26 protein-coding genes and 2 tRNA genes are annotated in these 22,540 nt (G+C 64.3%); 13 read left to right on the forward strand and 15 right to left on the reverse strand.

The genetic code is table 11. From position 1 onward, the window contains the following. The first annotated feature begins 18 nt into the window (after positions 1-18). Positions 19-846: a phosphonoacetaldehyde hydrolase gene (gene phnX, locus NJH59_RS22685; RefSeq protein ID WP_100634742.1), complete on the forward strand. Its 828-nt coding sequence runs from the start codon at positions 19-21 to the stop codon at positions 844-846. Between the two features lie 100 nt (positions 847-946). On the opposite strand, the gene NJH59_RS22690 is transcribed toward phnX, so the two are convergent. Beyond that, entirely contained in the window at positions 947-1,501 is a 555-nt protein-coding gene (locus tag NJH59_RS22690) for an NADPH-dependent FMN reductase (protein WP_100634741.1), read from the reverse strand. Between the two features lie 147 nt (positions 1,502-1,648). On the opposite strand from NJH59_RS22690, the gene NJH59_RS22695 reads away from it, so the two are divergent. Continuing rightward, the gene (locus NJH59_RS22695; protein ID WP_043859680.1) at positions 1,649-1,867 is read left to right on the forward strand and encodes a hypothetical protein; all 219 of its coding nucleotides are present in this window, start codon (positions 1,649-1,651) and stop codon (positions 1,865-1,867) included. Between the two features lie 111 nt (positions 1,868-1,978). Here NJH59_RS22695 and NJH59_RS22700 read toward each other — a convergent pair. Further along, positions 1,979-2,055: transfer RNA gene (locus NJH59_RS22700), tRNA-Val, on the reverse strand. A 157-nt stretch (positions 2,056-2,212) separates the two neighbouring features. Continuing rightward, positions 2,213-2,289 (reverse strand) — tRNA-Val (locus tag NJH59_RS22705). Between the two features lie 204 nt (positions 2,290-2,493). Here NJH59_RS22705 and NJH59_RS22710 point away from each other — a divergent pair. Beyond that, positions 2,494-3,777 carry an FAD-binding oxidoreductase gene (locus NJH59_RS22710; RefSeq protein WP_043863032.1) on the forward strand — a complete coding sequence of 428 codons (1,284 nt, stop codon included), beginning with the start codon at positions 2,494-2,496 and terminating at the stop codon, positions 3,775-3,777. An 18-nt stretch (positions 3,778-3,795) separates the two neighbouring features. Here NJH59_RS22710 and NJH59_RS22715 read toward each other — a convergent pair whose 3' ends face one another. Further along, positions 3,796-4,533, reverse strand: a complete 738-nt coding sequence (locus NJH59_RS22715; protein WP_054915713.1) for a peptidase C39 family protein — start codon at positions 4,531-4,533, stop codon at positions 3,796-3,798. A gap of 156 nt (positions 4,534-4,689) precedes the next feature. Here NJH59_RS22715 and NJH59_RS22720 point away from each other — a divergent pair, with 156 nt between their 5' ends. Then, positions 4,690-4,863, forward strand: coding sequence for a hypothetical protein (locus NJH59_RS22720; protein ID WP_167400240.1), 174 nt, complete (start codon positions 4,690-4,692; stop codon positions 4,861-4,863). Positions 4,864-4,945: 82 nt separating this feature from the next. On the opposite strand, the gene NJH59_RS22725 is transcribed toward NJH59_RS22720, so the two are convergent. Both NJH59_RS22725 and NJH59_RS22730 read right to left on the reverse strand, forming a co-directional pair. After that, positions 4,946-5,704 (reverse strand): TerC family protein, encoded by a 759-nt coding sequence (locus tag NJH59_RS22725; RefSeq protein WP_043863034.1) that lies wholly within the window; start codon positions 5,702-5,704, stop codon positions 4,946-4,948. 31 nt (positions 5,705-5,735) lie between these two features. After that, on the reverse strand, positions 5,736-5,990 hold the full coding sequence (locus NJH59_RS22730) for a hypothetical protein (RefSeq protein ID WP_078480500.1): 255 nt from the start codon (positions 5,988-5,990) through the stop codon (positions 5,736-5,738). A 115-nt stretch (positions 5,991-6,105) separates the two neighbouring features. Between NJH59_RS22730 and nhaR the strand changes: the two genes are divergently transcribed. Together nhaR and sstT are read left to right on the forward strand one after the other, a co-directional pair. Then, positions 6,106-7,011, forward strand: a complete 906-nt coding sequence (gene nhaR, locus NJH59_RS22735) for a transcriptional activator NhaR (protein WP_043863167.1) — start codon at positions 6,106-6,108, stop codon at positions 7,009-7,011. 242 nt (positions 7,012-7,253) lie between these two features. Continuing rightward, a complete protein-coding gene (gene sstT, locus NJH59_RS22740) occupies positions 7,254-8,465 on the forward strand; it encodes a serine/threonine transporter SstT (protein ID WP_043863036.1) in 1,212 nt (403 codons plus the stop codon). A 65-nt stretch (positions 8,466-8,530) separates the two neighbouring features. Here the strand turns inward: sstT and NJH59_RS22745 are convergent, their stop codons facing one another. Next, entirely contained in the window at positions 8,531-9,040 is a 510-nt protein-coding gene (locus NJH59_RS22745) for a DUF1993 family protein (protein ID WP_043863037.1), read from the reverse strand. Positions 9,041-9,164: 124 nt separating this feature from the next. Between NJH59_RS22745 and NJH59_RS22750 the strand changes: the two genes are divergently transcribed. Beyond that, positions 9,165-9,809, forward strand: coding sequence for a DUF480 domain-containing protein (locus NJH59_RS22750; protein WP_253087343.1), 645 nt, complete (start codon positions 9,165-9,167; stop codon positions 9,807-9,809). A gap of 87 nt (positions 9,810-9,896) precedes the next feature. On the opposite strand, the gene NJH59_RS22755 is transcribed toward NJH59_RS22750, so the two are convergent. Beyond that, the gene (locus NJH59_RS22755; protein WP_043863039.1) at positions 9,897-10,712 is read right to left on the reverse strand and encodes a shikimate 5-dehydrogenase; all 816 of its coding nucleotides are present in this window, start codon (positions 10,710-10,712) and stop codon (positions 9,897-9,899) included. Positions 10,713-10,904: 192 nt separating this feature from the next. Here NJH59_RS22755 and NJH59_RS22760 point away from each other — a divergent pair, with 192 nt between their 5' ends. The 6 genes from NJH59_RS22760 (at position 10,905) to NJH59_RS22785 (ending at position 17,027) form a co-directional block, all read left to right on the forward strand. Next, the gene (locus NJH59_RS22760; protein WP_253087344.1) at positions 10,905-11,267 is read left to right on the forward strand and encodes a hypothetical protein; all 363 of its coding nucleotides are present in this window, start codon (positions 10,905-10,907) and stop codon (positions 11,265-11,267) included. Positions 11,268-11,388: 121 nt separating this feature from the next. Further along, positions 11,389-11,577 (forward strand): hypothetical protein, encoded by a 189-nt coding sequence (locus NJH59_RS22765; RefSeq protein ID WP_043863041.1) that lies wholly within the window; start codon positions 11,389-11,391, stop codon positions 11,575-11,577. 191 nt (positions 11,578-11,768) lie between these two features. After that, complete coding sequence (gene pbpG, locus NJH59_RS22770; RefSeq protein WP_043863168.1) at positions 11,769-12,692, forward strand: D-alanyl-D-alanine endopeptidase; 924 nt, start codon at positions 11,769-11,771, stop codon at positions 12,690-12,692. Positions 12,693-12,877: 185 nt separating this feature from the next. Next, entirely contained in the window at positions 12,878-14,230 is a 1,353-nt protein-coding gene (pvdM, locus tag NJH59_RS22775; protein WP_104572294.1) for a pyoverdine-tailoring dipeptidase-like protein PvdM, read from the forward strand. Between the two features lie 18 nt (positions 14,231-14,248). After that, on the forward strand, positions 14,249-15,532 hold the full coding sequence (locus NJH59_RS22780) for an aminotransferase class V-fold PLP-dependent enzyme (protein ID WP_253087345.1): 1,284 nt from the start codon (positions 14,249-14,251) through the stop codon (positions 15,530-15,532). Positions 15,533-15,692: 160 nt separating this feature from the next. After that, positions 15,693-17,027, forward strand: coding sequence for a SidA/IucD/PvdA family monooxygenase (locus NJH59_RS22785; RefSeq protein WP_104572292.1), 1,335 nt, complete (start codon positions 15,693-15,695; stop codon positions 17,025-17,027). A 15-nt stretch (positions 17,028-17,042) separates the two neighbouring features. On the opposite strand, the gene NJH59_RS22790 is transcribed toward NJH59_RS22785, so the two are convergent. The 7 genes from NJH59_RS22790 to NJH59_RS22820 all read right to left on the reverse strand — a co-directional run bounded on the left by NJH59_RS22790 (position 17,043) and on the right by NJH59_RS22820 (position 22,533). Further along, complete coding sequence (locus NJH59_RS22790; protein ID WP_253087346.1) at positions 17,043-18,122, reverse strand: DUF1615 domain-containing protein; 1,080 nt, start codon at positions 18,120-18,122, stop codon at positions 17,043-17,045. A gap of 63 nt (positions 18,123-18,185) precedes the next feature. After that, positions 18,186-18,854: a hypothetical protein gene (locus NJH59_RS22795; protein WP_054915706.1), complete on the reverse strand. Its 669-nt coding sequence runs from the start codon at positions 18,852-18,854 to the stop codon at positions 18,186-18,188. Positions 18,855-18,932: 78 nt separating this feature from the next. After that, positions 18,933-19,427: a DUF1543 domain-containing protein gene (locus tag NJH59_RS22800; protein ID WP_043863045.1), complete on the reverse strand. Its 495-nt coding sequence runs from the start codon at positions 19,425-19,427 to the stop codon at positions 18,933-18,935. Positions 19,428-19,440: 13 nt separating this feature from the next. Continuing rightward, positions 19,441-19,992 carry a hydrolase gene (locus NJH59_RS22805; protein WP_253087347.1) on the reverse strand — a complete coding sequence of 184 codons (552 nt, stop codon included), beginning with the start codon at positions 19,990-19,992 and terminating at the stop codon, positions 19,441-19,443. Between the two features lie 117 nt (positions 19,993-20,109). Next, on the reverse strand, positions 20,110-20,829 hold the full coding sequence (locus NJH59_RS22810) for an alpha/beta fold hydrolase (protein WP_043863047.1): 720 nt from the start codon (positions 20,827-20,829) through the stop codon (positions 20,110-20,112). A 10-nt stretch (positions 20,830-20,839) separates the two neighbouring features. Then, entirely contained in the window at positions 20,840-21,064 is a 225-nt protein-coding gene (locus NJH59_RS22815; protein ID WP_043863048.1) for an MbtH family protein, read from the reverse strand. A gap of 122 nt (positions 21,065-21,186) precedes the next feature. Beyond that, entirely contained in the window at positions 21,187-22,533 is a 1,347-nt protein-coding gene (locus NJH59_RS22820; protein ID WP_054915704.1) for an endonuclease/exonuclease/phosphatase family protein, read from the reverse strand. Positions 22,534-22,540 lie beyond the last annotated feature (7 nt).

Consider the following 22,540-nt stretch of genomic DNA (forward strand, 5'->3'; position numbering starts at 1 on the left):
CGAACAAGGAACGCAATGATGAACTACAGCAACCCCACAAAGCTGCAAGCGGCCATTCTCGACTGGGCCGGAACCGTGGTCGACTTTGGCTCGTTCGCCCCCACGCAGATCTTCGTCGAGGCCTTTGCCGAATTCGATGTACAGGTGTCCATCGAGGAGGCCCGCGGCCCCATGGGCATGGGCAAGTGGGACCATATCCGCACGCTGTGCGACCAGCCGCAGATTGCCGAGCGCTATCGCGCGGTGTTCGGCCGCGTGCCGAGCGATGATGACGTGACGGCGCTCTACAACCGCTTCATGCCGCTGCAGATCGAAAAGATCGCCACCCATTCGGCGCTGATCCCCGGCGCACTGCAGACCATCAGCGCCCTGCGCCGGCAGGGCCTGAAGATCGGTTCGTGCTCCGGCTATCCGAAGGTGGTGATGGACAAGGTAGTGGAACTGGCTGGGCACAATGGCTATGTGGCCGACCATGTGGTGGCCACAGACCAGACCCCCAACGGTCGCCCGTGGCCGGCCCAGGCGCTGGCCAACGTGATTGCGCTGGGTATCGACGATGTGGCGGCGTGCGTGAAGGTGGACGACACCGTACCGGGCATTCTGGAAGGGCGTCGTGCCGGCATGTGGACCGTGGCGCTGGTGTGCTCGGGCAACGCGCTGGGGCTGACCCATGAAGGTTACCTGGCACTGGATGCCGAGCAACTGGCCAGCGAGCGTGCGCGCATTCATGCGCTGTTCGAAGGGTCACGCCCACACTACCTGATCGACACCATCAATGACCTGCCGCAGGTGGTGGAGGATATCAATCGGCGTTTGGCGCAGGGTGAGATGCCGCAGGGGGTATAGACCACGTTGGGCTTTCGCCGGCAAGGCCGGCTCCTGCAATCGGCAAGGCGGCTCCTGCAGGCCAGGAGCCGCCCTCGCCAGCCAAGGGCGCGCCTGGGCCCTATGCCAGGTGCCGCGCCACCCACGCCGCATAACTGTCGATGAAGCTCTGCAGAAACGGCCGGGTCTTCTCCGAAAGCTTGCCATGTTCGTCGAACAGCGTCGCCGCCCCACCCACATAGGCCTCTGGCTGCTGCATGCAGGGCACATCGAGAAACACCAGGGACTGGCGCAGGTGGTGGTTGGCACCAAAGCCCCCCACCGCCCCCGGCGACACACTGATCACCGCCCCCGGCTTCTTGCTGAACACGCTCTGCCCATACGGGCGCGAGCCGACGTCGATGGCGTTCTTGAGCACCCCGGGCACCGAGCGGTTGTACTCGGGGGTCACGAACAGCACCGCGTCGCTGGCACGCACCTTGTCGCGAAAGGCCTTGTAGGCTGCCGGTGGGTCGGTGTCGATATCCTCGTTGTACAACGCCAGCTCGCCAATTTCGACGATACCTAGCTTGAGGCTGGCCGGTGCCAGCTCTGCAAGCGCCCTGGCGACCTTGCGGTTGATCGACTCCTTGCGCAAGCTGCCTACCAACACCGAAACCGAATAGACCTGGCTCATGACCACGCTCCAACCTGATCGACATAGAGAAGTGGTAGTTATAGACGCTACGGCGCGGCCCACAGGTTTTTTTCCAGGGGGACTAAACTTCCCAGGCAAAACAGTGGTCTATGGCCCATAGAGAACATTTCAGAGGGCACACGCCAAATGACAGCAGTACTGGTCGGACAATTTCATGCTCGGGATGCTGAAGGACGCATCTACCCCGTTCATGAATTTCAGGAAGCCACCCTGCAGGCCGATGGAAGTGCCGACTCCTTGCCGATCACCAGCTATCGCCTGGCCATCGGCGATCGGGTCAACCACCTGGGCGAGGATCGCTTCGAGCTGGTACAGAGCGGCGTGGAGATCACCCGTATCCCCTGATGCACCGCGCGGCCCGAGCAATCCGGCTGCGCCCTTTGCTTCAGGCAAACAAAAAGGGCGACCCTTGCGGGTCGCCCTTTTTGTGTTACCGCCAGCAGGGGCGGTGATGTTTGGTAGGCACAATTGGATTCGAACCAACGACCCCCACCATGTCAAGGTGGTGCTCTAACCAACTGAGCTATGTGCCTGCTGCGGGGCGCATTCTACTCAGGTTCAAGCCCCCTCGTAAAGCGAAATGTACAAAAAAATCAGCAGCTTTGCCGCGCCCATGAAAACGGCCCAAACGAAAAAGGCGACCCTCTCGGATCGCCTTTTTCGTGTACCGCCAGCAGGGGCGGTGATGTTTGGTAGGCACAATTGGATTCGAACCAACGACCCCCACCATGTCAAGGTGGTGCTCTAACCAACTGAGCTATGTGCCTGCTGTGAGGCGGCATTCTACGCAATCGACGCAGCGTGTCAATACTTTTTTTCACGCTAAGCCACTGAATACTAATATTTTTTACCCCAGCCCGGGTTTGCGCGATTTTTACCGTCTGGCTGGCGGGTGTTTATTATTGTTGATACGATCTGCACAATCGTAAAAAATATAGAACATACAACTACAAACCCTGAGGTGCCCGCACATGGCCAACACCCCCTACCCCCAGTCGTATTACGCCGCATCGGCCAACCCCGTCCCGCAGCGCCCGAGCCTGCAGGAAGAAGTACAGACCGACGTCTGCGTGATCGGTGCGGGTTACACCGGCCTGTCCAGTGCCCTGTTCCTGCTCGAGAACGGTTTCAGCGTCACCGTGCTTGAAGCCGCCAAGGTCGGCTTCGGTGCCTCTGGCCGCAACGGCGGTCAGATCGTCAACAGCTACAGCCGCGACATCGACGTGATCGAACGTACCGTCGGCCCCAAGCAGGCACAGCTGCTCGGCCAGATGGCCTTCGAGGGCGGGCGCATCATCCGCGAGCGCGTGGCCAAGTACAACATCCAGTGCGACCTGAAGGACGGTGGCGTGTTCGCCGCCCTGACCAAAAAGCAGATGGGCCACCTGGAATCCCAGCAACGCCTGTGGGAACGCTACGGCCACACCCAGCTGGAACTGATGGACCAGCGCCGCATCCGTGAAGTGGTCGCCTGCGACAGCTACATCGGCGGCATGCTGGACATGAGCGGCGGCCATATCCACCCGCTCAACCTGGCCCTGGGCGAAGCCGCCGCAGTGGAATCGCTGGGTGGCAAGATTTACGAACAGTCCCCGGCCATCCGCATCGAGCGCGGTGCCAACCCGGTCGTGCATACCCCGCAGGGCAAGGTGCGCGCCAAGTTCATCATCGTGGCGGGCAACGCCTACCTGGGCAACCTGGTACCGGAACTGGCCGCCAAGTCGATGCCATGCGGCACTCAGGTGATCACCACCGAGCCGCTGAGCGAAGAGCTGGCACGTACCCTGCTGCCGCAGGACTACTGCGTGGAAGACTGCAACTACCTGCTCGACTACTACCGCCTGACCGGCGACAACCGCCTGATCTTCGGCGGTGGCGTGGTATACGGCGCGCGTGACCCGGCCAACATCGAGGCGATCATCCGCCCGAAAATGCTCAAGGCCTTCCCGCAGCTCAAGGACGTGAAGATCGACTACGCCTGGACCGGCAACTTCCTGCTGACCCTGTCGCGCCTGCCGCAGGTAGGTCGTCTGGGCGACAACATCTACTACTCCCAGGGCTGCAGCGGCCACGGCGTCACCTACACCCACCTGGCCGGCAAGGTGCTGGCCGAGGCCCTGCGCGGCCAGGCCGAGCGTTTCGACGCCTTCGCCGAACTGCCGCACTACCCGTTCCCGGGTGGCCAGATGCTGCGCGTACCGTTCAGTGCCCTGGGCGCGTGGTACTACAGCCTGCGCGACCGCCTGGGCGTGTAAGCCGGCAACCCCGGGCCGTCACTGCCCCACGGCATTGACGGCCTGGCGGGCCGCCTGCTCCTGGCCTGCCTGGGCCAGTTCATTGGCGGCCTTGAGCCAGCGCTGGCGGTCCACCTGGGCCGGCAGTTGGCCGGGCGGCTGCACCAGCACCGCCCAGCTCCCCTCCTTCTTCCAGGCTGCGGCGAAATCGTCGAAGTCCATCAGCAAGCGCCGATTGTTGCCCGCACGCAGCAGCACCCGCGACTTGTAGCGGTCATAACCCACCAGCAGGGCATAGCGCGGCTCGCTCCAGAACGCCGAACCTTCCTGATAGCGCAACAGCACCGGATTGCCCGCGGCCACCTGGGTCAGCAACGCCGGCAGGGTGCCGTCGAGCGGGTACACCACCATGCCGTACTGGCGTGCCACAGTCGCTACCGAGGCCTGCAGCCTGTCGACACCTTGTGGCAGTTGCAAGGGCCCTTCGAGCAGGCCGGGGGTGATGCGCACCCCCTGCTGCGAGAGGATCGCGGCCAGCGCCATCGGCGCGCTCTGGTTGGCGTTACCACGGTAGAACGGCACCGCGCCCAGTTCCACGCGCTGGGGCAGGCTGTTGAGCTGGGATGAAGGCTGGCTGGCGCAACCGGCCAGGCTGGCGGCCAGCAGGCAAGCCAGCAGCAGACGATGGGACACGCGACGTTTGGGGGCGGTGGGCAACATGGACACTCGCTTGTGCTGATGCCGGGCAGACGACGCCCGGCCCTGGCTTGCGATCATAGGCTGGCGCAGGCCTGCAGTATAGCCCGCGGCACGCTTAGAGCGAACTGAACCAAGGCGCTGGACCACTGGTCAACCGTCTGTCACAGACGATGGGCTAGACTGAGCTTGTGTCCGAATGGCGAGTGCAGCTTGCCCAGTCGAAGGAGGCACGCAATGAGTCTGACGATGGGAATCTTTCTGTTGATAGGCACGTGGCTGGTGGTAGCCGCAGCCATGCTCTGGGGGGTGTTGCGCATCGCGCGCCGCCACCATCTGCACCATCCGCAGCCGACCAGGGCTGCATCCGAGGCACAGCGGCACGCTCGCCGCCACGCCAACGCGCACTGACGCGACACTGCATAACAACCTTCGCCGACAACGCCGGCATCTGCAGGTGCGTCCTGCAGAGCCGACGTCGCTGGCGAAGCGGTCAGTCAGGTTTCGCTTGCAGCGCCTCGCGCCGCTCGCGAGCCCGGCGCGACATGATGTTGAGCACCTCGATCGCGGTGGAGAACGCCATCGCCGCATACACATAACCCTTGGGCACATGGGCACCGAAGCCTTCGGCGATCAGGGTCATGCCGATCATGATCAGGAAGCCCAGGGCCAGCATCACCACGGTAGGGTTGTCGTTGATGAACCGGGCCAGCGGGTCGGCGGCCACCAGCATCACGATCACCGCACTGATCACCGCGATGATCATGATCGGCAAGTGCTCGGTCATGCCCACGGCCGTGATGATGCTGTCGATCGAGAACACGATGTCCAGTACCAGGATCTGCCCGATCGCCGCGGCAAAGCCCAGGGTCACGGTAGACGACGCCTTGGTCTCTTCCTTGGCACGCGGGTCGACGCTGTGGTGAATCTCGGACGTCGCCTTCCACAGCAGGAACAGGCCACCGGCGATCAGGATCATGTCCTTCCACGAGAAGGCATGGCCGAACACGTCCACCACCGGCTCGGTAAGCTGCACGATCCACGCCACGGTGCTGAGCAGGCCCAGGCGCATCACCAGCGCCATGCTGATACCGATGCGCCGTGCCTTGGAGCGGAACTGCTCAGGCAGCTTGTTGGTGAGAATCGAGATGAAGATCAGGTTGTCGATGCCCAGCACGATCTCCATGGCCACCAGGGTAGCCAGGGCCACCCAGGCGGTCGGGCTTGCAGCAAGTTCCAACAGGTATTCCATGAATCAATCCTGAATCAGTGTGAGTAAAAAATCAGATTTCCCGGGCGCTGTCGTCGCGCTCGGGTTTGTCCTGGGACTCATCGGGCTTTTTCGCCAGGGGCGAACCGGTCGCGTCGCTGAGCGCCTGCTGGGCGGCATCGTTGGTCTTGTCGATCGCTTCCTTGGCCGACTGGGCAGCCTGGTTGAGCATCTGCTGGGCAGATTTTTCCGCCTGCTCGCAACCGCTCATGGCCAGCAGCGCCAGCGCCATCACCAGGGGTGTGCCAATCGATTTGAAATACAGCATGGGTTCCTCTCTGAAGGTCTTGCCTTGATAGCGACGCATTCTAAAGAGACTGAAACATCCGGAAAATTCGTATTTTCAGCAGTTATACTTCGGTTTTTACGAATCGGAGATGCACATGCTCAACTACCGACAACTGCATTACTTCTGGGTCGTGGCCAAGACCGGCAGCATCGTGCGTGCCGGCGAGCAGCTCAATCTCACCCCGCAGACCATCAGCGGGCAGATCAGCCTGCTTGAGCATAGCTACGGTATCGAATTGTTTCGCCGTGTGGGACGCCAGCTCGAACTGACCGAGACCGGGCGCCAGGCCCTGTCCTACGCCGAGCAGATGTTCCAGATTGGCGGCGAACTGGAAGCAGTGCTGCGCGCCCAGCCCGATGAGCAGCAGATTCTGTTTCGCGTGGGGGTGGCCGACGTGGTGCCCAAGTCGATCGTGTACCGGCTGCTGGCGCCGACCATGGAGCTGCCCGACCCGCTGCGCCTGACCTGCCGCGAGGACAAGCTCGAACGCCTGCTGGCAGATTTGGCAGTACAGCGCCTGGACATGGTGATCTCCGACAGCCCGATGCCCAGCCATCTCGACATCAAGGGCTACAGCCAGAAGCTCGGGGAGTGCGGCATCAGTTTCTTCGCCACCCCGGCACTGGCTGCCCTGCATCCGGCGCCCTTTCCTGTCGGTCTGCAGCATGCACCGATGCTCATTCCCGGCCAGGAGACGGTGGTGCGCAGCCGGCTGCTGCGCTGGTTCGCCGAGCAACAGTTGCAGCCGCGCATCGTCGGCGAATTCGATGACAGTGCGCTGATGCAGGCATTCGGGCAGTCGGGCAGCGGCATCTTCATCGCCCCCAGCGTGATCGCCGACGAGGTCTGCCGCCAGTACGGGGTGGAGTTGATCGGCCAGACCGATGCCGTCACCGAGTCGTTCTATGCCATTTCGGTAGAGCGCAAGGTCAAGCACCCGGGTATCGTCGCGATCACCGAAGGTGCCCGCCGCGAGCTGTTCAACTGGCCTGCGCCCTGAGAGACACACGGCACCGACATCACATCCCGGGCCTAAACATTCCACGGCCCGAACCGTCGATAGAAGGACGCGCCGACGCATCGCGACAACACGCCCCACCTACCGCCAGGCAGTGTGCTGCGGTCAGGGCCCGCGTGCTGTGCTAAAGTCCCGCCCCTTTCGCCGCAGGGCTAGCCCGCGGCATGCCTTTGCTACGCTATCCGGGCCTCCCGGACCTTGCACAAGAACGAGAAACACCTGTCATGACCCCACTTCTGAACCTGTTGAACCGTACCAGTCTGGTACTGCAGATCGTGATCGGCCTGGTGGCCGGCATTGCCGTGGCGCTGCTCTGGCCAGCCGCCGCGCTGAACCTGGCATTTATCGGCAAGGTATTTGTCAGTGCACTCAAGGCGGTGGCACCCATTCTGGTGTTCATCCTGGTGATGGCTTCCATCGCCAACCACAGGCACGGCCAGGAAACCCATATCCGCCCTATTCTGGTGCTCTATCTTTTCGGCACCTTTTCCGCAGCGGTAGTGGCGGTGGTCGCCAGCATGCTGTTCCCCTCCCAGCTGGTGCTGGCCACTCACGATGTGGCGATGAGCCCGCCTGGTGGCATCAGCGAAGTGCTGCAAGGCCTGCTGCTGAGCGTGGTGGCCAACCCGGTGACCGCGCTGATGGAGGCCAACTTCATCGGTATCCTGGCCTGGGCGATCGCCCTGGGCGTGGCTATCCGACATGCCGGTGAAACCACCCGCACCGTGGTCGACGACCTGTCCAAGGGCGTAACGCTGATCGTGCGCATGGTCATCCGTTTCGCGCCTCTGGGGATCTTCGGCCTGGTGGCTGCGACCCTGGCCGAATCCGGCCTGGGGGCCCTGCTGGGCTACCTGCACCTGCTGGCGGTGCTGATCGGCTGCATGCTGTTCGTGGCGCTGGTGATGAACCCGCTGATCGTGTACTGGAAAATCCGTCGCAACCCATTCCCGCTGACGCTGCTGTGCCTGCGCGAAAGCGGCATCACCGCGTTCTTCACCCGCAGCTCGGCCGCCAACATTCCGGTCAACCTGGCACTGAGCGAAAAACTCGGGCTGCATGAAGACACCTACTCGGTGTCGATCCCGCTGGGTGCGACCATCAACATGGCCGGCGCGGCCATCACCATCACCGTGCTGACCCTGGCGGCGGTGCATACCCTGGGCATCAGCGTCGACCTGCCCACGGCCATCCTGCTCAGCGTGGTCGCCGCCGTGTGCGCATGCGGCGCCTCGGGGGTGGCGGGCGGCTCGCTGCTGCTGATTCCGCTGGCGTGCGGCCTGTTCGGCATTCCCAGCGAGGTGGCCATGCAGGTGGTGGCGGTAGGCTTCATCATCGGCATCCTGCAGGACTCGGCCGAAACGGCGCTCAATTCGTCCACCGACGTGCTGTTCACGGCCGCCGCGTGCGAGGCCGAGGAACGCCAGGCGAGCTGATCCTGGCAGGCATGAAAAAGCCCGGCAAGGCGTTGACCTTGCTGGGCTTTTTCATGCCTGGGTAATCAGAACGCGCCCATGTAGTCGCGCTTGCCGATTTCCACGCCATTGTGGCGCAGGATGGCGTAGGCCGTGGTCACGTGGAAGAAGAACTGCGGCAGGCCGTAGGTCAGCAGGTAGCTCTGGCCGGTGAAGCGTTTTTCTTTCGGCGTACCCGGACGGGTGATGATCTCGATGCCTTCCTTGCCGTCGATCTGCTTCGCCTCGATCTGCTCGACAAAGGCCAACACCTTGGCGATCAGCGCCTGCAGCTCGGCAAAGGTGGTTTCAGTGTCGTCGTACTTGGGCAGTTCGACCTCGGCCAGGCGGGCCGAAACCCCCTTGGCGAAGTCCACGGCAATCTGCACCTGGCGAACCAGCGGGAACATGTCGGGGTACAGGCGCGCCTGCAGGAAGACATTGGCGTCGATATTCTTCGCCTCGGCGTGCGCCTGGGCCTTGCCCAGCACATCGCTCAGGGCATTGAGCATCTGCTTGAAAACGGGAACAGAGGCGGCGTACAGGGAAATGGTCATGACAGTCTCGCTGGGTGATGGATTGAGCGTGGCCGATTATAGACACGCTTGGCGGCGCCCGGCGGCTTGTCTTTTATTCTGCAAGGATTAGGCTAGTTGCCTTCCACAGCATAGGGAACGCGCGATGAGCACTGAGTTGGACACCCCCGTTGACGAGCAACGCCTCGACAGCACGCAAATCCGTATCCTCGGCGCCTTGATCGAAAAGCAGGCCACAAGCCCCGAAACCTACCCCCTCACCCTCAACGCCGTGGTGCTGGCCTGCAACCAGAAGACCAGCCGCGAGCCGGTGATGAACCTGACCCAGGGCCAGGTCGGCCAGAGCCTGCGTGCCCTCGAAAGCCAGGGCCTGGCGCGCCTGCAGATGGGCAGCCGGGCCGACCGCTGGGAGCACCGCGTCGACAAGGCGCTGGAGCTGGTACCAGCGCAACAGGTACTGCTGGGGCTGATGTTCCTGCGCGGGCCGCAGACGGTCAGCGAGCTGCTGACGCGCAGCAACCGCATGCATGAATTCGAGGATGCCGAACAGGTGCTGCATCAGCTGGAGCGCCTGGTAGCCCGGGGCTTTGCCCTGCACCTGCCGCGCCAGCCCGGCCAGCGCGAAGACCGCTACAACCATGCCTTCGGCGACCCGGCCGACATCGAAGCGATTCTGGCGGCACGCCAGCAAGGCGCGGAACGCCCTGTCGGCGGCGTGTCGGCCGAGCGCATCGAGGCACTGGAGGCGCGTATCGCGGCGCTGGAAGAACGCCTGGCGCAGCTGGAGTAGCCAGCTCGGCACAGGGTCGAGCAATGCTTTGCGGGAGCACGTTCAGCCGCTCCCGCTCACTGCCTGGCGCGAACCTGCCTGCAGGGCTCAATCGCCCCGCGCAAACGCCACCGCTTCGGCGATCTGCCGTGAATCGGGGCGCACCCCGGTATACAGCACGAACTGCTCCAGCGCCTGCAACGCAATCACCTCCAGCCCGGTAACCACTGGTTTGCCAGCAGCCTGGGCGGCCACGATCAAGGGCGTCTGCGCCGGCATCGCCACCACGTCGAACACCGCCTGCGCCGCCTCGATCTGCTCGTGCTCGAAGGCCAGTTGCTGCGCCTCGGCCCCGCCCGCCATGCCGATCGGCGTCACGTTCACCAGCAACCGGGCCCGCACACCGTGTGGCTCGGCCTGCCAGCGATAGCCACAGGTGCGGGCCAGCCGCTCGCCAGCCTCGCGATTGCGCGCAACGATCGTGCCGTCGCTGAAACCGGCATCGCGCAGCGCGCACGCCACCGCCTTGGCCATGCCGCCGCTGCCGCGCAGCGCCACGCTCCATGCAGGGTCCAGGCGATGCTGGTGGATCAGTTGACGCACCGCCAGGTAGTCGGTGTTGAAGCCCTTGAGATGCCCCTGGGTGTTGACCAGCGTGTTCACCGAATCGATGGCCGCAGCCGAGGGGTCCAGCTCATCGAGCAACGCGATGCAGGCCTCCTTGAACGGCATCGACACACCGCACCCACGCACACCCAGCGCGCGAATGCCGGCCACGGCGGCCGGCAGGTCGGTGGTGGTCATGGCCTTGTAGTAGTAATCCAGCCCCAGCTGCTGGTACAGATGGTTATGAAAGCGCACGCCGAAGGTACCGGGGCGCCCGGCCAGGGACATGCACAAAACGGTGTCTTTGCTGGGGGTCATCGATTGGCTCCTGAAAACGGCAGGGGCACCAGTATGCACTCACTGCCCACCGAACCGTTGATCGGGGCTTACACAACCTTTACTCAACGCCCATGCCATTTTTCCGGGGGCTGCGGTCTTATGGGTATCCCCGCGCCACGTCTTGGGTGTCTCGACAGCACCAGCGCCGGGGCTGCAATCCGAGGAGTCTCCATGAACCGTCACATCCCGAGAATCGCCCTGCTGGTTGGCGCCCTGGCCGTCTGCGGGCAAGCGGCCGCCCACGGTGGTGGCGGCGGCTGGCACGGCGGTGCCGGCCCGGTGCTTGGCGCGGCCGTCGTCGGTGCCGTGGTGGGTGCGGTGGTGTCCGGCAACCACGACCGTACCGTCTACGTCGAGCGCCAGCCGGCCTACTACGGTCCCCCGCCGGTGTATGTCCAGGCCCCGCCGCCGGTGTACTACCAGCCGTACCCGCCGTATCCGGTTGTGGAGCGCTACGTACCGGTGCCGCCGCCGTATTACCGCGAGCGCTACTACGGCCCGCCACCGGTGTACTACGGACCGCCCCGCTGGTAGCACCGGCCCTGAGCCCTGCCTGCGGGCAGGGCGCAGGCTGTCGGGGAAACCGCCCGCATTGGCTTGATCGCCGTTCAGGCCTAGGCTGGCAAACCCTCACAGCCTGAACCCAGGAGTTCGCATGACCGCTGAAAAAGGATTTCCAGCCCCGCTCGACCCAGCCCAACACCCCCTTGCCGCCGCGCAACAGATGACCCTGGCGATCATACTCAGCGGCCAGTACAAGCTGCCACAGACGCCCGCCAAGGCGGCCGAGGCAGGCCACGAGCTGCTCAAGGCCGTCACCGCCGGCTACCTCAAGTCCCGCTAAGGTCCCGCTCGGCTGGTTCGGCACGCCGATCCAGCCGCTGCAAACGAAGCCCAGGGTTAAATAAATTTCATAGTTCGCCCAATGTTTACGGGGCAATCGACACAGACTCGACCATACTCCTAGAATGTAACGGCTTGTAATAAAAAACCCGTGCACAGCCAACGACATACCTACATTTAGTGAGCACCAACGTGAAAACCTCCCTGTCTATTCTCAGCCTGCTGCTGATGCTCACTGGCACTGCCAGCGTCACGTCGAACGCTGTTGCCCAACCGGCCCCCCAGGTCCAGCGCGACCCTGCCAAGCTGCACCTGGCCTCGGGCAGTGCACTGCTGATCGACCTGCAGACCAACAAGGTGCTCTATGCGAGCAACCCGGACCGTGTGGTGCCGATCGCCTCGGTCACCAAACTGATGACCGCGATGGTGGTGCTCGATGCCAAGCAGGCCATGGACGAACCCCTGACCATCACCATCGCCCAGACCAAGGAAATGAAGGGCGTGTACTCGCGGGTTCGCCTGGGTAGCGAGCTGAACCGTCGCGACACCCTGCTGATTACCCTGATGTCCTCGGAAAACCGGGCCGCCGCGACCCTTGCGCACCACTACCCCGGTGGCTACGCCGCCTTCATCAAGGCCATGAACGCCAAGGCCAAGGCCCTGGGCATGAGCCATACCCGCTATGTGGAACCCACCGGCCTGTCGACCAGCAACGTGTCCACCGCCCGCGACCTGAGCAAGCTGCTGCTGGCCGCGCGCAGCTACCCGCTGCTGAGCGAGCTGAGCACCACCCGCGAAAAGACCGTGGCCTTCAAGAAACCCAACTACACCCTGGGCTTTCGCAACACCGACCACCTGGTCAACAAGAGCAACTGGGACATCAAGCTGACCAAGACCGGCTTCACCAACGAGGCCGGTCATTGCCTGGTGCTGCTGACGCGGATGGACAATCGCCCGGTGGCCATGGTGATACTCGATGCCTTCGGCAAGTACACCCATTTCGCCGATGCCAGCCGCATGCGCCAATGGCTGGAAACCGGCGACGCCAAACCCGCCCCGGCCGTCGCGATCCGCTACAAGGCCGAACGCAGCCAGAACCGCCCTGCGGTCGACTGATCGCACACACTGCCGTGCCTCGCGCACGGCAGACACCCCACCCGCCAAGATCGTGAAGCCACAACTCCGAGCGCGCGCCGGAGGTTGTAAATTTAGCCCTCCATCAATCGTCCTTCCCCTGACACCCGACCTTCGCCTGACACAGCCAGGCCGTCGGACCGATCAGTACTGCGACCGAGATGGCAATGACCAGAACCCGTTCCCGAAAAGCCCTGTACATCGGCCTGCCGCTTGCCCTGGCAGCAGTCGTGGGCGCAGCCGCCGCTGGCTACCTGTACTGGAAGCAAGGGCCTGCCTACCCCCGCGAGATCGTCGAGCAGGCCAATGCCCTGCACGAGCACATGCTGTCCTTCGATAGCCACATCACCGTACCGCTGGACATGGGCACCGCTGGCCACGAGGTGGACAAGAACAGCGGCGGCCAGCTCGATCTGGTCAAGGCCGGCCAGGGGCGACTATCCGGCGCGGCGCTGACGATCTTCGGCTGGCCCGAACTGTGGAACGGCCCGAATGCGCCCCACCGCCCCACTCCGGGATTTGTCGACGAGGCCCGCCACCAACAGGAGGTGCGCTACAAGATCATCAGCGCCATGGTGCGCGACTTCCCCAACCAGATCGGCATCGCCTACACCCCCGACGACATGCGCCGCCTGCATGGCGAGGGCAAGTTCGCCATCTTCATCAGCATGCTCAACGCCTACCCACTGGGAAACGACCTGTCCCAGCTCGACCTGTGGGCGGCCCGTGGCATGCGCATGTTCGGCTTCAGCTACACCGGCAACAATGACTGGGCGGACTCCTCGCGGCCGCTGCCGTTCTTCAACGACACCGCTGACGCCCTGGGAGGGCTGTCGCCAATCGGCAAGCAGGCGGTCAAGCGCCTGAACGATCTGGGGGTGATCATCGATGTCTCGCAGATGTCGACCCTGGCCCTGGAGGACGTGGCTCGCCTGAGCCGCACCCCGATCGTGGCCTCGCACTCGGCGCCACGGGCGTTGGTGGATATCCCGCGTAACCTCAGCGACAAGGAACTGAAACTGATCAGGGACAGCGACGGCGTGGTCCAGGTCGTCGGCTTCGGCACCTATCTCAAGCCCCTGAGCAAACCGACCCTGGACAAACTCGAGGCTCTGCGCGCCCGCTTCGACCTGCAGCCCCTGCAGGGGCTGGCCAATGCGCTGATGCCGGGCGATGCGGTGATTGCGATCTGGCCCGAGGCGCGCTTTGGCGATTATGCCGGCAACCTCTACGGCATCATCGATGAGGAGCCCAAGGCCACCCTCAAGGATTTCGGCGATGCAATCGACTACGTCGTGAAGAAGATCGGCATCGACCATGTGGGCATCAGCTCGGACTTTAACGACGGTGGCGGCCTGGACGGCTGGAAGGACGCCAGCGAAACCCGCAACGTGACTGCCGAACTGCTCAGCCGCGGCTACTCCGAAGCAGACATCGCCAAGCTGTGGGGTGGCAACTTCCTGCGCGTGTGGGCCCAGGTGCAGAAAGCCGCACAACCCGTTGCCACGCTAGCCCCCTGACCCTTATCGAGCGCCGACATGACCGACCGTCGTACATTCCTCAAGCAGGCCGGGGTACTTGCCGCCAGCCTGCCGCTAGGCACCAGCCTGCTGCCAGCCGCCCAGGCGGCCCCTACCGCGCAGCTAAACGGCCCGGACAAATGGCGAAACCTGCGTCAACTGTTCCCGCTGGACCCGAATGTGGCCCACTTCGCCAACTTCCTGGTCACCGCCCACCCCAGGCCGGTACAGGAGGCCATCGATCGGTTTCGTGCCGAAGTCGATCTCAATCCCGCCGAGCAGATGGACTGGGAAAGCCAGAACGAGTGGAAGCGTGAAGGCGAAGTGCGCAACTGGGCGGCCCGTTATCTGGAGGTCAAGCCCCGCCAGATCGCCCTTACCGGCAGTACCACCGAAGGGCTGGGCATGATCTACGGTGGCTTGCAGGTGGGCCCCGGGCAAGAGATCCTGACCACCGAGCACGAGCATTACTCCACGCATAAATGCCTGGCCTTCCGCCACCAGCGCCAGGGCACGTCCGTGCGCAAACTGCGCCTGTTCGAGCAGCCCTGGCAGGTGTCCACCGACCAGGTGCTGAGCACAATCGACCAGAATATCCGCCCCAACACCCGCGTGCTCGGCATGACCTGGGTGCACTCGGGCAGCGGGGTCAAGTTGCCGGTGGGCGAGATCGGCGCTCTGGTGCGCCGCCACAATCGCGAACGCAGCGAGCAGGACCGCATCCTGTATGTGATCGACGGCGTGCACGGGTTCGGCGTGGACAACCAGCGCTTCGACGACTTCAACTGCGACTATTTCATCGCTGGTACCCACAAGTGGATGTTCGGTCCGCGGGGTACGGGAATCATCTGCGCCGCCTCGGAAAAAATGCAGCATCTGGTGCCCACCTTCGCGACCTTCTCCGAGGATGAGGACTTCGCCACCATCATGACCCCCGGGGGCTACCACGCCTTCGAGCATCGATGGGCACTGGGCAAGGCCTTCGAACTGCACCTGCAACTGGGCAAGGCGCAGGTGCAGGCACGCATCCACCAGCTCAACAACGCGCTCAAACAGCGCCTGCTCGAACACAAGGCGATCGAGCTGGTGACACCGTTGAGCACCGAGTACTCCGCCGGGTTTACTTTCCTGCGCGTCAAGGACCACGACGCCCGCGCCGTGGCCGCCCATCTGGTACGCAACCGCGTGATGGTCGATGCCGTCTCCCGCGATGCCGGGCCGGTGATCCGCTTCGCACCCGGCCTGCTCAACGACGAACAGCAGATCGATCGGGCCATGGCCCTGCTGACCCAATACCTCTGACAGAGCCCGTTTCCAGCCCTGCCGCCGGGCGGCAGGGCTCCCTGAAGCAGAGTCAGCGGTAAATTCCAAGCCTCACAGCTCGTTCTATCGGAGTACCTGAGCAGGATCAGGGGCGCAAAAAACTGGCGCCCCACCTCGACCACACACGGGAGCCGCACCCATGAACCAGCCCTCAACATCCGAAACAATCCACGACCTGATCGGCGTCGGCTTCGGCCCCTCCAACCTGGCCCTGGCCATCGCCCTGGAAGAACTCGCCCAGACCAACGGCCATGCCCTCGATGCGCTGTTCATCGACAAGCAGAGCGACTACCGCTGGCACGGCAACACCCTGGCCACCCAGAGCGAACTGCAGATTTCCTTCCTCAAGGACCTGGTTTCCCTGCGCAACCCCACCAGCCCCTACAGCTTCGTCAACTACCTGCACCAGAAGAAGCGCCTGGCCGACTTCATCAACCTGGGCACCTTCTACCCCTGCCGCCTGGAGTACAACGACTACCTGCGCTGGGCCGCCGAGCACTTCGCCACCCAGGCGGTGTATGGCGAGGAGATCCTGCGCGTGGAACCTGAACTGCTGGACGGGCGTATCGACCACCTGCGCGTGATCTCCCGCAGCGCCCAGGGCCATGAACGACTGCGCCGGGCACGCTCGGTGGTGGTGGGCAGCGGCGGCACGCCGAAGATCCCGCCGGTATTCGCGCCCTTCAAGGACGATCCGCGCGTGTTCCACCACTCCCAGTACCTGAACAGCCTGGAACAACTGCCGTGCACCCAGGGCAAGCCCATGCGCATCGCGATCATCGGCTCGGGGCAAAGCGCCGCCGAGGCCCTGATCGACCTGAACGACAGCTACCCGTCGGTCAAGGCCGACATGATCCTGCGCGGCTCGGCACTCAAGCCGGCCGATGACAGCCCGTTCGTCAACGAGGTCTTCACCCCCGACTACACCGACCTGGTGTTCAACCAGCCCCAGGCCGAGCGTGCCAAGCTGATTTCCGAGTACCACAACACCAACTACTCGGTAGTGGACATCGACCTGATCGAACGCATCTACGGCATGCTCTACCGTCAGAAAGTCGCCCATCAGTACCGTCACGCCGTTCTGTGCCGACGCAACATCGAGGCCGCCGTCAGCACCGACAAGGGCATCGAGCTGACCCTGCGCGACCTGGCCACCGGCATTCAGCAGACCCACGTGTACGACGCGGTGATTCTTGCCACCGGCTATGAGCGCCGCTCCCATCGCGAGCTGCTGGCGCCGCTGCAACAGCACCTCAAGGACTTCGAAGTGGACCGCGACTATCGCGTGCTGGCCAGCCCGGAGCTCAACGCGGCGGTCTACCTGCAGGGCTTCTGCGAAGCGTCACACGGCCTGAGCGATACCCTGCTGTCGGTACTGCCGGTGCGCGCAGCCGAGATCGGCCAGTCGCTGTACCAGAGCCTGGGCCAGCGCGCCAGCAACGCCCGCGCCAGCGCGACCCTGGCCAGCGCCTGAACCTGCCCCGTGCTATCAGCGCTGCATGCAGCGCCGATAGCGCTCATCCACCCGTTTGGCAAACCATGCCGTGGTCAGCTTTCGGGTGATCTTGGGGCTCTTGAGTTCGATGCCTGGCAACTGTGCCCGCGGCAACGGCTTGCCCGCAGCCGCCTCGGCCAGTGCATACACCCGCTGATACAGCCGCGTGCGCTCGAATGCCAGGCTGTCCCCCTCCTCCAGCTGACTGCGAATGGTCGGGTTGCGCAGGCCGAGCCTGTCACCCAGGCGCCGTACCGCCTGTTCGGTGGCCCCCGGAAAAATCGCCCCTGGCGCGATCAGGTCGCCGTCCAGCGCCAGTTCCACGCCCGACGCCTGGCTGACCGCATGCTGGAACGCCGCGTTGCGGCTTGCGTACCAGCCTGCATTGAAGTCGGCAAACCGATACAGCGGCTGCTCGTAGCTGGCTGGGTAACCCAGCAGATGGGCGATGCCGAAGTACAGCCCGCCGCGCCGAGTGAACACTTCCTGGCGCAGGGTGCCGCTGTAGGCATAGGGGTAGTCCTGGGCGTGGCGTTCGGCGAACGCGATGCTGACCTGCATCGCCCCCCCGGTGCGCACCGGGTTCAGGTCGCCGAGCAAGGTACGCCCAAGCGGCAGCGAACCGATCAGGTCGTCGAACAGTGCACTCAGTTGCTTCTCGCTGCGCACCGCCGCCAGTCGCTGGCTGTAGGTTCTGCCATCGGGCGAGTGGGTTTGCAGCGCGGCCTCCACCAGCCGCTGCGGAACATGCAGACGCGCCGCACGCCGGTCGATCTCGGCGCGGGCAATGCGCCCCAGGCCGGGCACTTGCGGGTCGGCCTGGTAGGTCGACTCCTGCTCGGTCACCGCCAGCACCGCGCACAGGTTGCTGCGGCTGGGGTCGAGCTTCTGTGCGGCAAACGCCGTCTGAATGTCCGCCGCCCACCCTTCACGGTCACCAGTGGCGGCTGGCATCAGTGCAACCACCGTGGCGCGCACCTGGGCCGGCGTGGTCTGTTGCGCCCCACGCTGGCCGGCGCACCCCTGCAACAGCAGCGCCAGCGTGGCCAGCACCATCCATCCGCGTAAAGGCATACAGCCCCCGGCTATCGGTCGAGGGCCCCACAGTACACAGCCGGGGCCGGCCCGTGCAAACCGTCAGCAGCCCGGCTTGGTCAACTCGGTGCCGATGGTGACCGCATTGACCTTGACCTTGTCGAAGCTGGCCTGCGCCACTTCATCGAAGGTGCGCTCGCAGTTGAAGCGGGTGTCCACCACAAAGTCGTCACCCTTGGCCTTCTGCATGGCCTCGCTCCAGTGACCGGCCGCCGCGCTGGCCTCATCATCCACCAGCACCACCTCCAGCAGCACTTCGGTAAACCCCACTGCCCGCGGTCCTTGCCAGAGCGCGTACACCGACGGGTCGGCGGCATTGCCGCACATGCTCAGGCAACTGGCGTAGAACTCCAGCCCGCCTCCCGAAGACCCGGCCATTGCACCGAACGTCAGGGGCTGCGCCGCCGGCGGCGCAAAGTCGCCGATGAACGTGCTCAGGTCTGCCTTGCAGGTGGACGAGAGCTCCATGCGCAGCTCGCTGACCGTGCCGCCGCCGGCCGTGGCGGTGATTTCGCAGCCTTGCACCTTGTAAGTATGGGTGTCGCCGAACGAGGTACGCGCAACACCGGCTACCGACTCGAAGAAACGCAGGTTGGTGCCCAGCATCTCGCCATTGAACACCTGGGCCACCGTGGCCTGGGCCAGGGCCAGATTCGGCAGAGCGCTGAGGGTGAGTGCGCAGCAGAAGCCAGACAGTGCACGTGAACGCATCGGAACATCCTGTAAGGGCAGAAAATGAAGCGCGTACTGTAATCCAGGCTAACGGCAAATAGCCATCAAGCTCGCCCATCAGCCCAGCACGATGTAGTCGCTGCGCTGCACCAGCGGGGCATGCTCGCCTGCAATCAGGCGCACGTATCGGCCACCGAGCTGGTCGATGGCGATGCAGTCATCCACGTCCATCACTGCATCGGTGTGCGCCTGGCTCCAGTGACGTGCCATGCGTTGCTTGCCGATGGCCTTGGCCTGGGCCTTGCTGGTGGCCACCACCAACAGGTACTGGTGCGCCTCGCCGAACGCACCGGGCTCGTAGCCGCCCAGGTTGATGAAATACAGGCGTGGCTCGCCGGCAGCCGGCTGCATGTCCGACCAGTGCAGCTTGTAGCCGTCGACCCCGTCGACCTCCAGCCAGGAATCGATATGCACGCCCCTGGCGCTGCCGAACCATTGCTCGCGCAATTGCGGGTAGGCCGCTTCGAGGGTCGGGGCCACCACGAACACCACATCGTGCACTTCGATGCGGGCCCGGGGGTGTTTGCCCCCCAGCATCACCACGAACAACATGATCCGCCCACCCTCAAGGTTGCTCGCCGACCAGGAAGGTCTTGCTGATGTGGCGAAATTTCTCGTGGCCGGCGCTGCCCAGCAGCTCGAACACCACCATCTCGCGGGTCACGATCTGCGCGCCGGCATCACGCATGCGCTGCAGGCCGGCGCTCTTGCTGAGCAGGCTGCGGCTGTCGCAGGCGTCCTCCACCACGAACACCTGCCTGCCCAACGCCAGCAGGCCGAGCACTGTCTGCAGCACGCACACGTGGGTTTCCATGCCGCACACAATTACCTGGTGGCGGGCCAGCAGGCTGGCGGGCAGGCAGTCGGCAGCCACGCAGGAAAAGTGCACCTTTTCCACCACCTCGGCAGCGGGCGCCGCCTCGAGCAGCGCACCGACGGTGTGCCCGAGGCCCTTGGGATATTGTTCGGAAATCACCGTGGGCAACCCCAGTTCGGCCGTCGCCGCCAGCAACCAGCGGGTGCGGGCCAGCGTGCCGGGAGGGTCGCTGACCGCGCCGATGAGTTTTTCCTGAACGTCGATGACCAGCAGCGTGGCCTGGGTAGGGTCGATCAGCATTGCGTGCGCTCCATGGCGGGCGCCGGGGCGATGGGTGTCACCGCCAGGCGGCTTGCGGACAGAAACCCGGGCAGCGCGATGGCTGCCCGGGCCCGGTCGGATGCTACCACGCGAGGCTCATGCGGTCAGGCGGTGCGGCTCCAGGGCCTGGCTGAGCACGCCCAGCACCTGCTCTTCATGCTCATGGATGAAGAAGTGCCCGCCGGGGAAGAGCGCCAGCGAGAAATCACCCTGGCTCTCCTGACGCCAGGCCAGCAACTGTTCCTGGGTCGCGCGATCCTCCTCGCCCCCCAGCACATGCAGCGGGCAACGCAGTGCCGGGCGCTGCCGATAGGCGTAGCGTCCGCACAACAGAAAGTCTGCGCGCAACACCGGCAGGGTCAGGCTCATCAGTTCCTCGTTGCCCAGCACTTCCTCCGAAGTACCGCCCAGGGTGCGCAACTCTTCGATCAGTTGCGGGTCGCTCTTGGGTTCGCGCCAGCTTTCGTCGTCGTAGCCTTCACGACGGGTCGGCGCCGCCGTACCGCTGGCAAACAACGCCACCGGTGGCGGGCAGCCCAGCGCCTGCAGCTCGTGCACCAGCTCGAACGCCAGCAGCGCCCCCAGGCTGTGCCCCAGCACCGCGTAAGGCTGGTGGGCGACAAGGCTCTGTTCGGCGGCCAGTTGCCGGGCCAGGGCCTGCATGTCGGTGTACAACGGCTCGCCAAGGCGTGCACCCCGCCCTGGCAGCTCCACCGGGCGCACGTTCAACCAGGCGGGCACCTTGCGCCGCCAGCGGCTGAAGACCATGGCGCTGGCACCCGAGTACGGCAGGCACAACAGGGTCAGTGACGACACGTGCCGCCCCTCACTGCGCCGCAGCGGTTTCGGCCATCTTCTGGCGCAGGCTCAGCGGGCGCATGTCGGTCCATACCTCATCGATGTACGCCAGGCACTCAGCCTTCAAACCGCTCTTGCCGACGGTGCGCCAGCCGTTGGGGATAGCCTTGTAGTCCGGCCAGATGGAGTACTGTTCCTCGTGGTTGACCACAACCTGGAACACGATATCGTCGCGATCGAATACGGAAGTCATTGCCTGTCTCCTTGGTTGAATGAGGCTCGTGGCGCGGGAGGCGTACGGGCGCTACTGGAGGAGACGAAGCGGCGTGCGGATAAATTAGCGACGCTGGGAAAATCCCGCGGCACCTGCCGGTGCTAGCAGTTGAAGGTCAGGTTGTAATGCACCGAGCGGTGGTCCGATGCCCCCGGCGCAGAGACGTTCCCCGGCGCCGGCACCTGCGAGGTGCCATTGGTCACCGCATAGTCCAGCATGTTGCTCGGCGCCACGCTGGGGTGGGTACTGCCGCCCGCCAGCTCGATACGGGCGATGTCTTCGGGCGACACCCAGTTGCCACGCGTCGGCACCGGGGGAGTGGTCGGTCGCGGATCGCGGTTGAAATCCCCCAGCAGCGCGAACGGCGTATCGGTGTGCCAGCTGATCTCCCTCAACATGCGCGCGGCGTTGACGCCCCCGCCGGAAATGGCATGCAGGTTGAAGATCGCCAGCTCCGGCGTGTTGCCCGCCAGCGCTCGTCGCCTCACACGCACCCCCATGGCCGGGCGGTAAAGGGGCGGGCCCGCCACCGGCAATTGCCCGTCCGAGATGATGGCCAGTTGGCTGACCATGAACTCGCCGGGGTCAGGCATCACGATCGCCAGGTTCACCCGCAACCGCTGCACATCGAGGAAGTAGATCAGGTAGCGCTCGGGCCGGCTGCGGGTGCCGGCCTGCCAGCTGTAGACATGGATGTCGTGGTGACTGCCGAACTGGTCGGCCACCCGTTCGGTGCGGCTGAACACCGCAGAATGCGGGGCAACGCCGACCTCCTGCAGAACCACCACATCGTTGCTGCGCAGCAGCGGCAGGACCCCGGTCAACCATTTGCTCTCGGTGCTGACCGATGCGCCCTGCAGGTTCCAGGTGGCCACCCGTATCGGCACCTCAGTGCGCGCGCTGCGACCTATTTCGATCTGTGCCGAGGGCCCTGCAGTGTTCAATCGGCTGTGGTAGTAATCACGAATGCGCCCATGCAGGCGAATGTGCGCATGCCACGGGCCGAAGATGGCCATGACCCCGTGCTGGAGCATGCGCAAGGGGTCGCCAGGATCCAGCAGGTGTGGCCCCTGTACGCTCCTTAGGCCATTCATGACCAGGGCATGGTGCACACGGTAGAGCCCGATCATCACGCCATGACGATACAGCCCTGGCGAGGCCTGAAGATGCTGCAGCACCGTGGTGTCGCTGTACCAGCGGCGCAACAGGGTGGTCATGCATGCCCCATAGCCGGCCTGTGCCTCATGGTTGCTGCTGCGTATCAGGCGTGCCGAAACGATGTAGTTCAGGTAGACCAGGGTATGCACGCAGTCCCGGGGCCTGGCGGCGGCGAGCAGCGCCACCGCGTCCATGAACACCACGTCGACCTGCTCTTCGAACGCAACGGCCGGCATGTCGGGCACCAGGTTGTTGTCGATGTACAGGCCAATGACACGGTCAACGGGCATGGGAACA

The organism is Pseudomonas sp. VE 267-6A (assembly GCF_024126555.1).
GTDB lineage: Bacteria > Pseudomonadota > Gammaproteobacteria > Pseudomonadales > Pseudomonadaceae > Aquipseudomonas > Aquipseudomonas palmensis.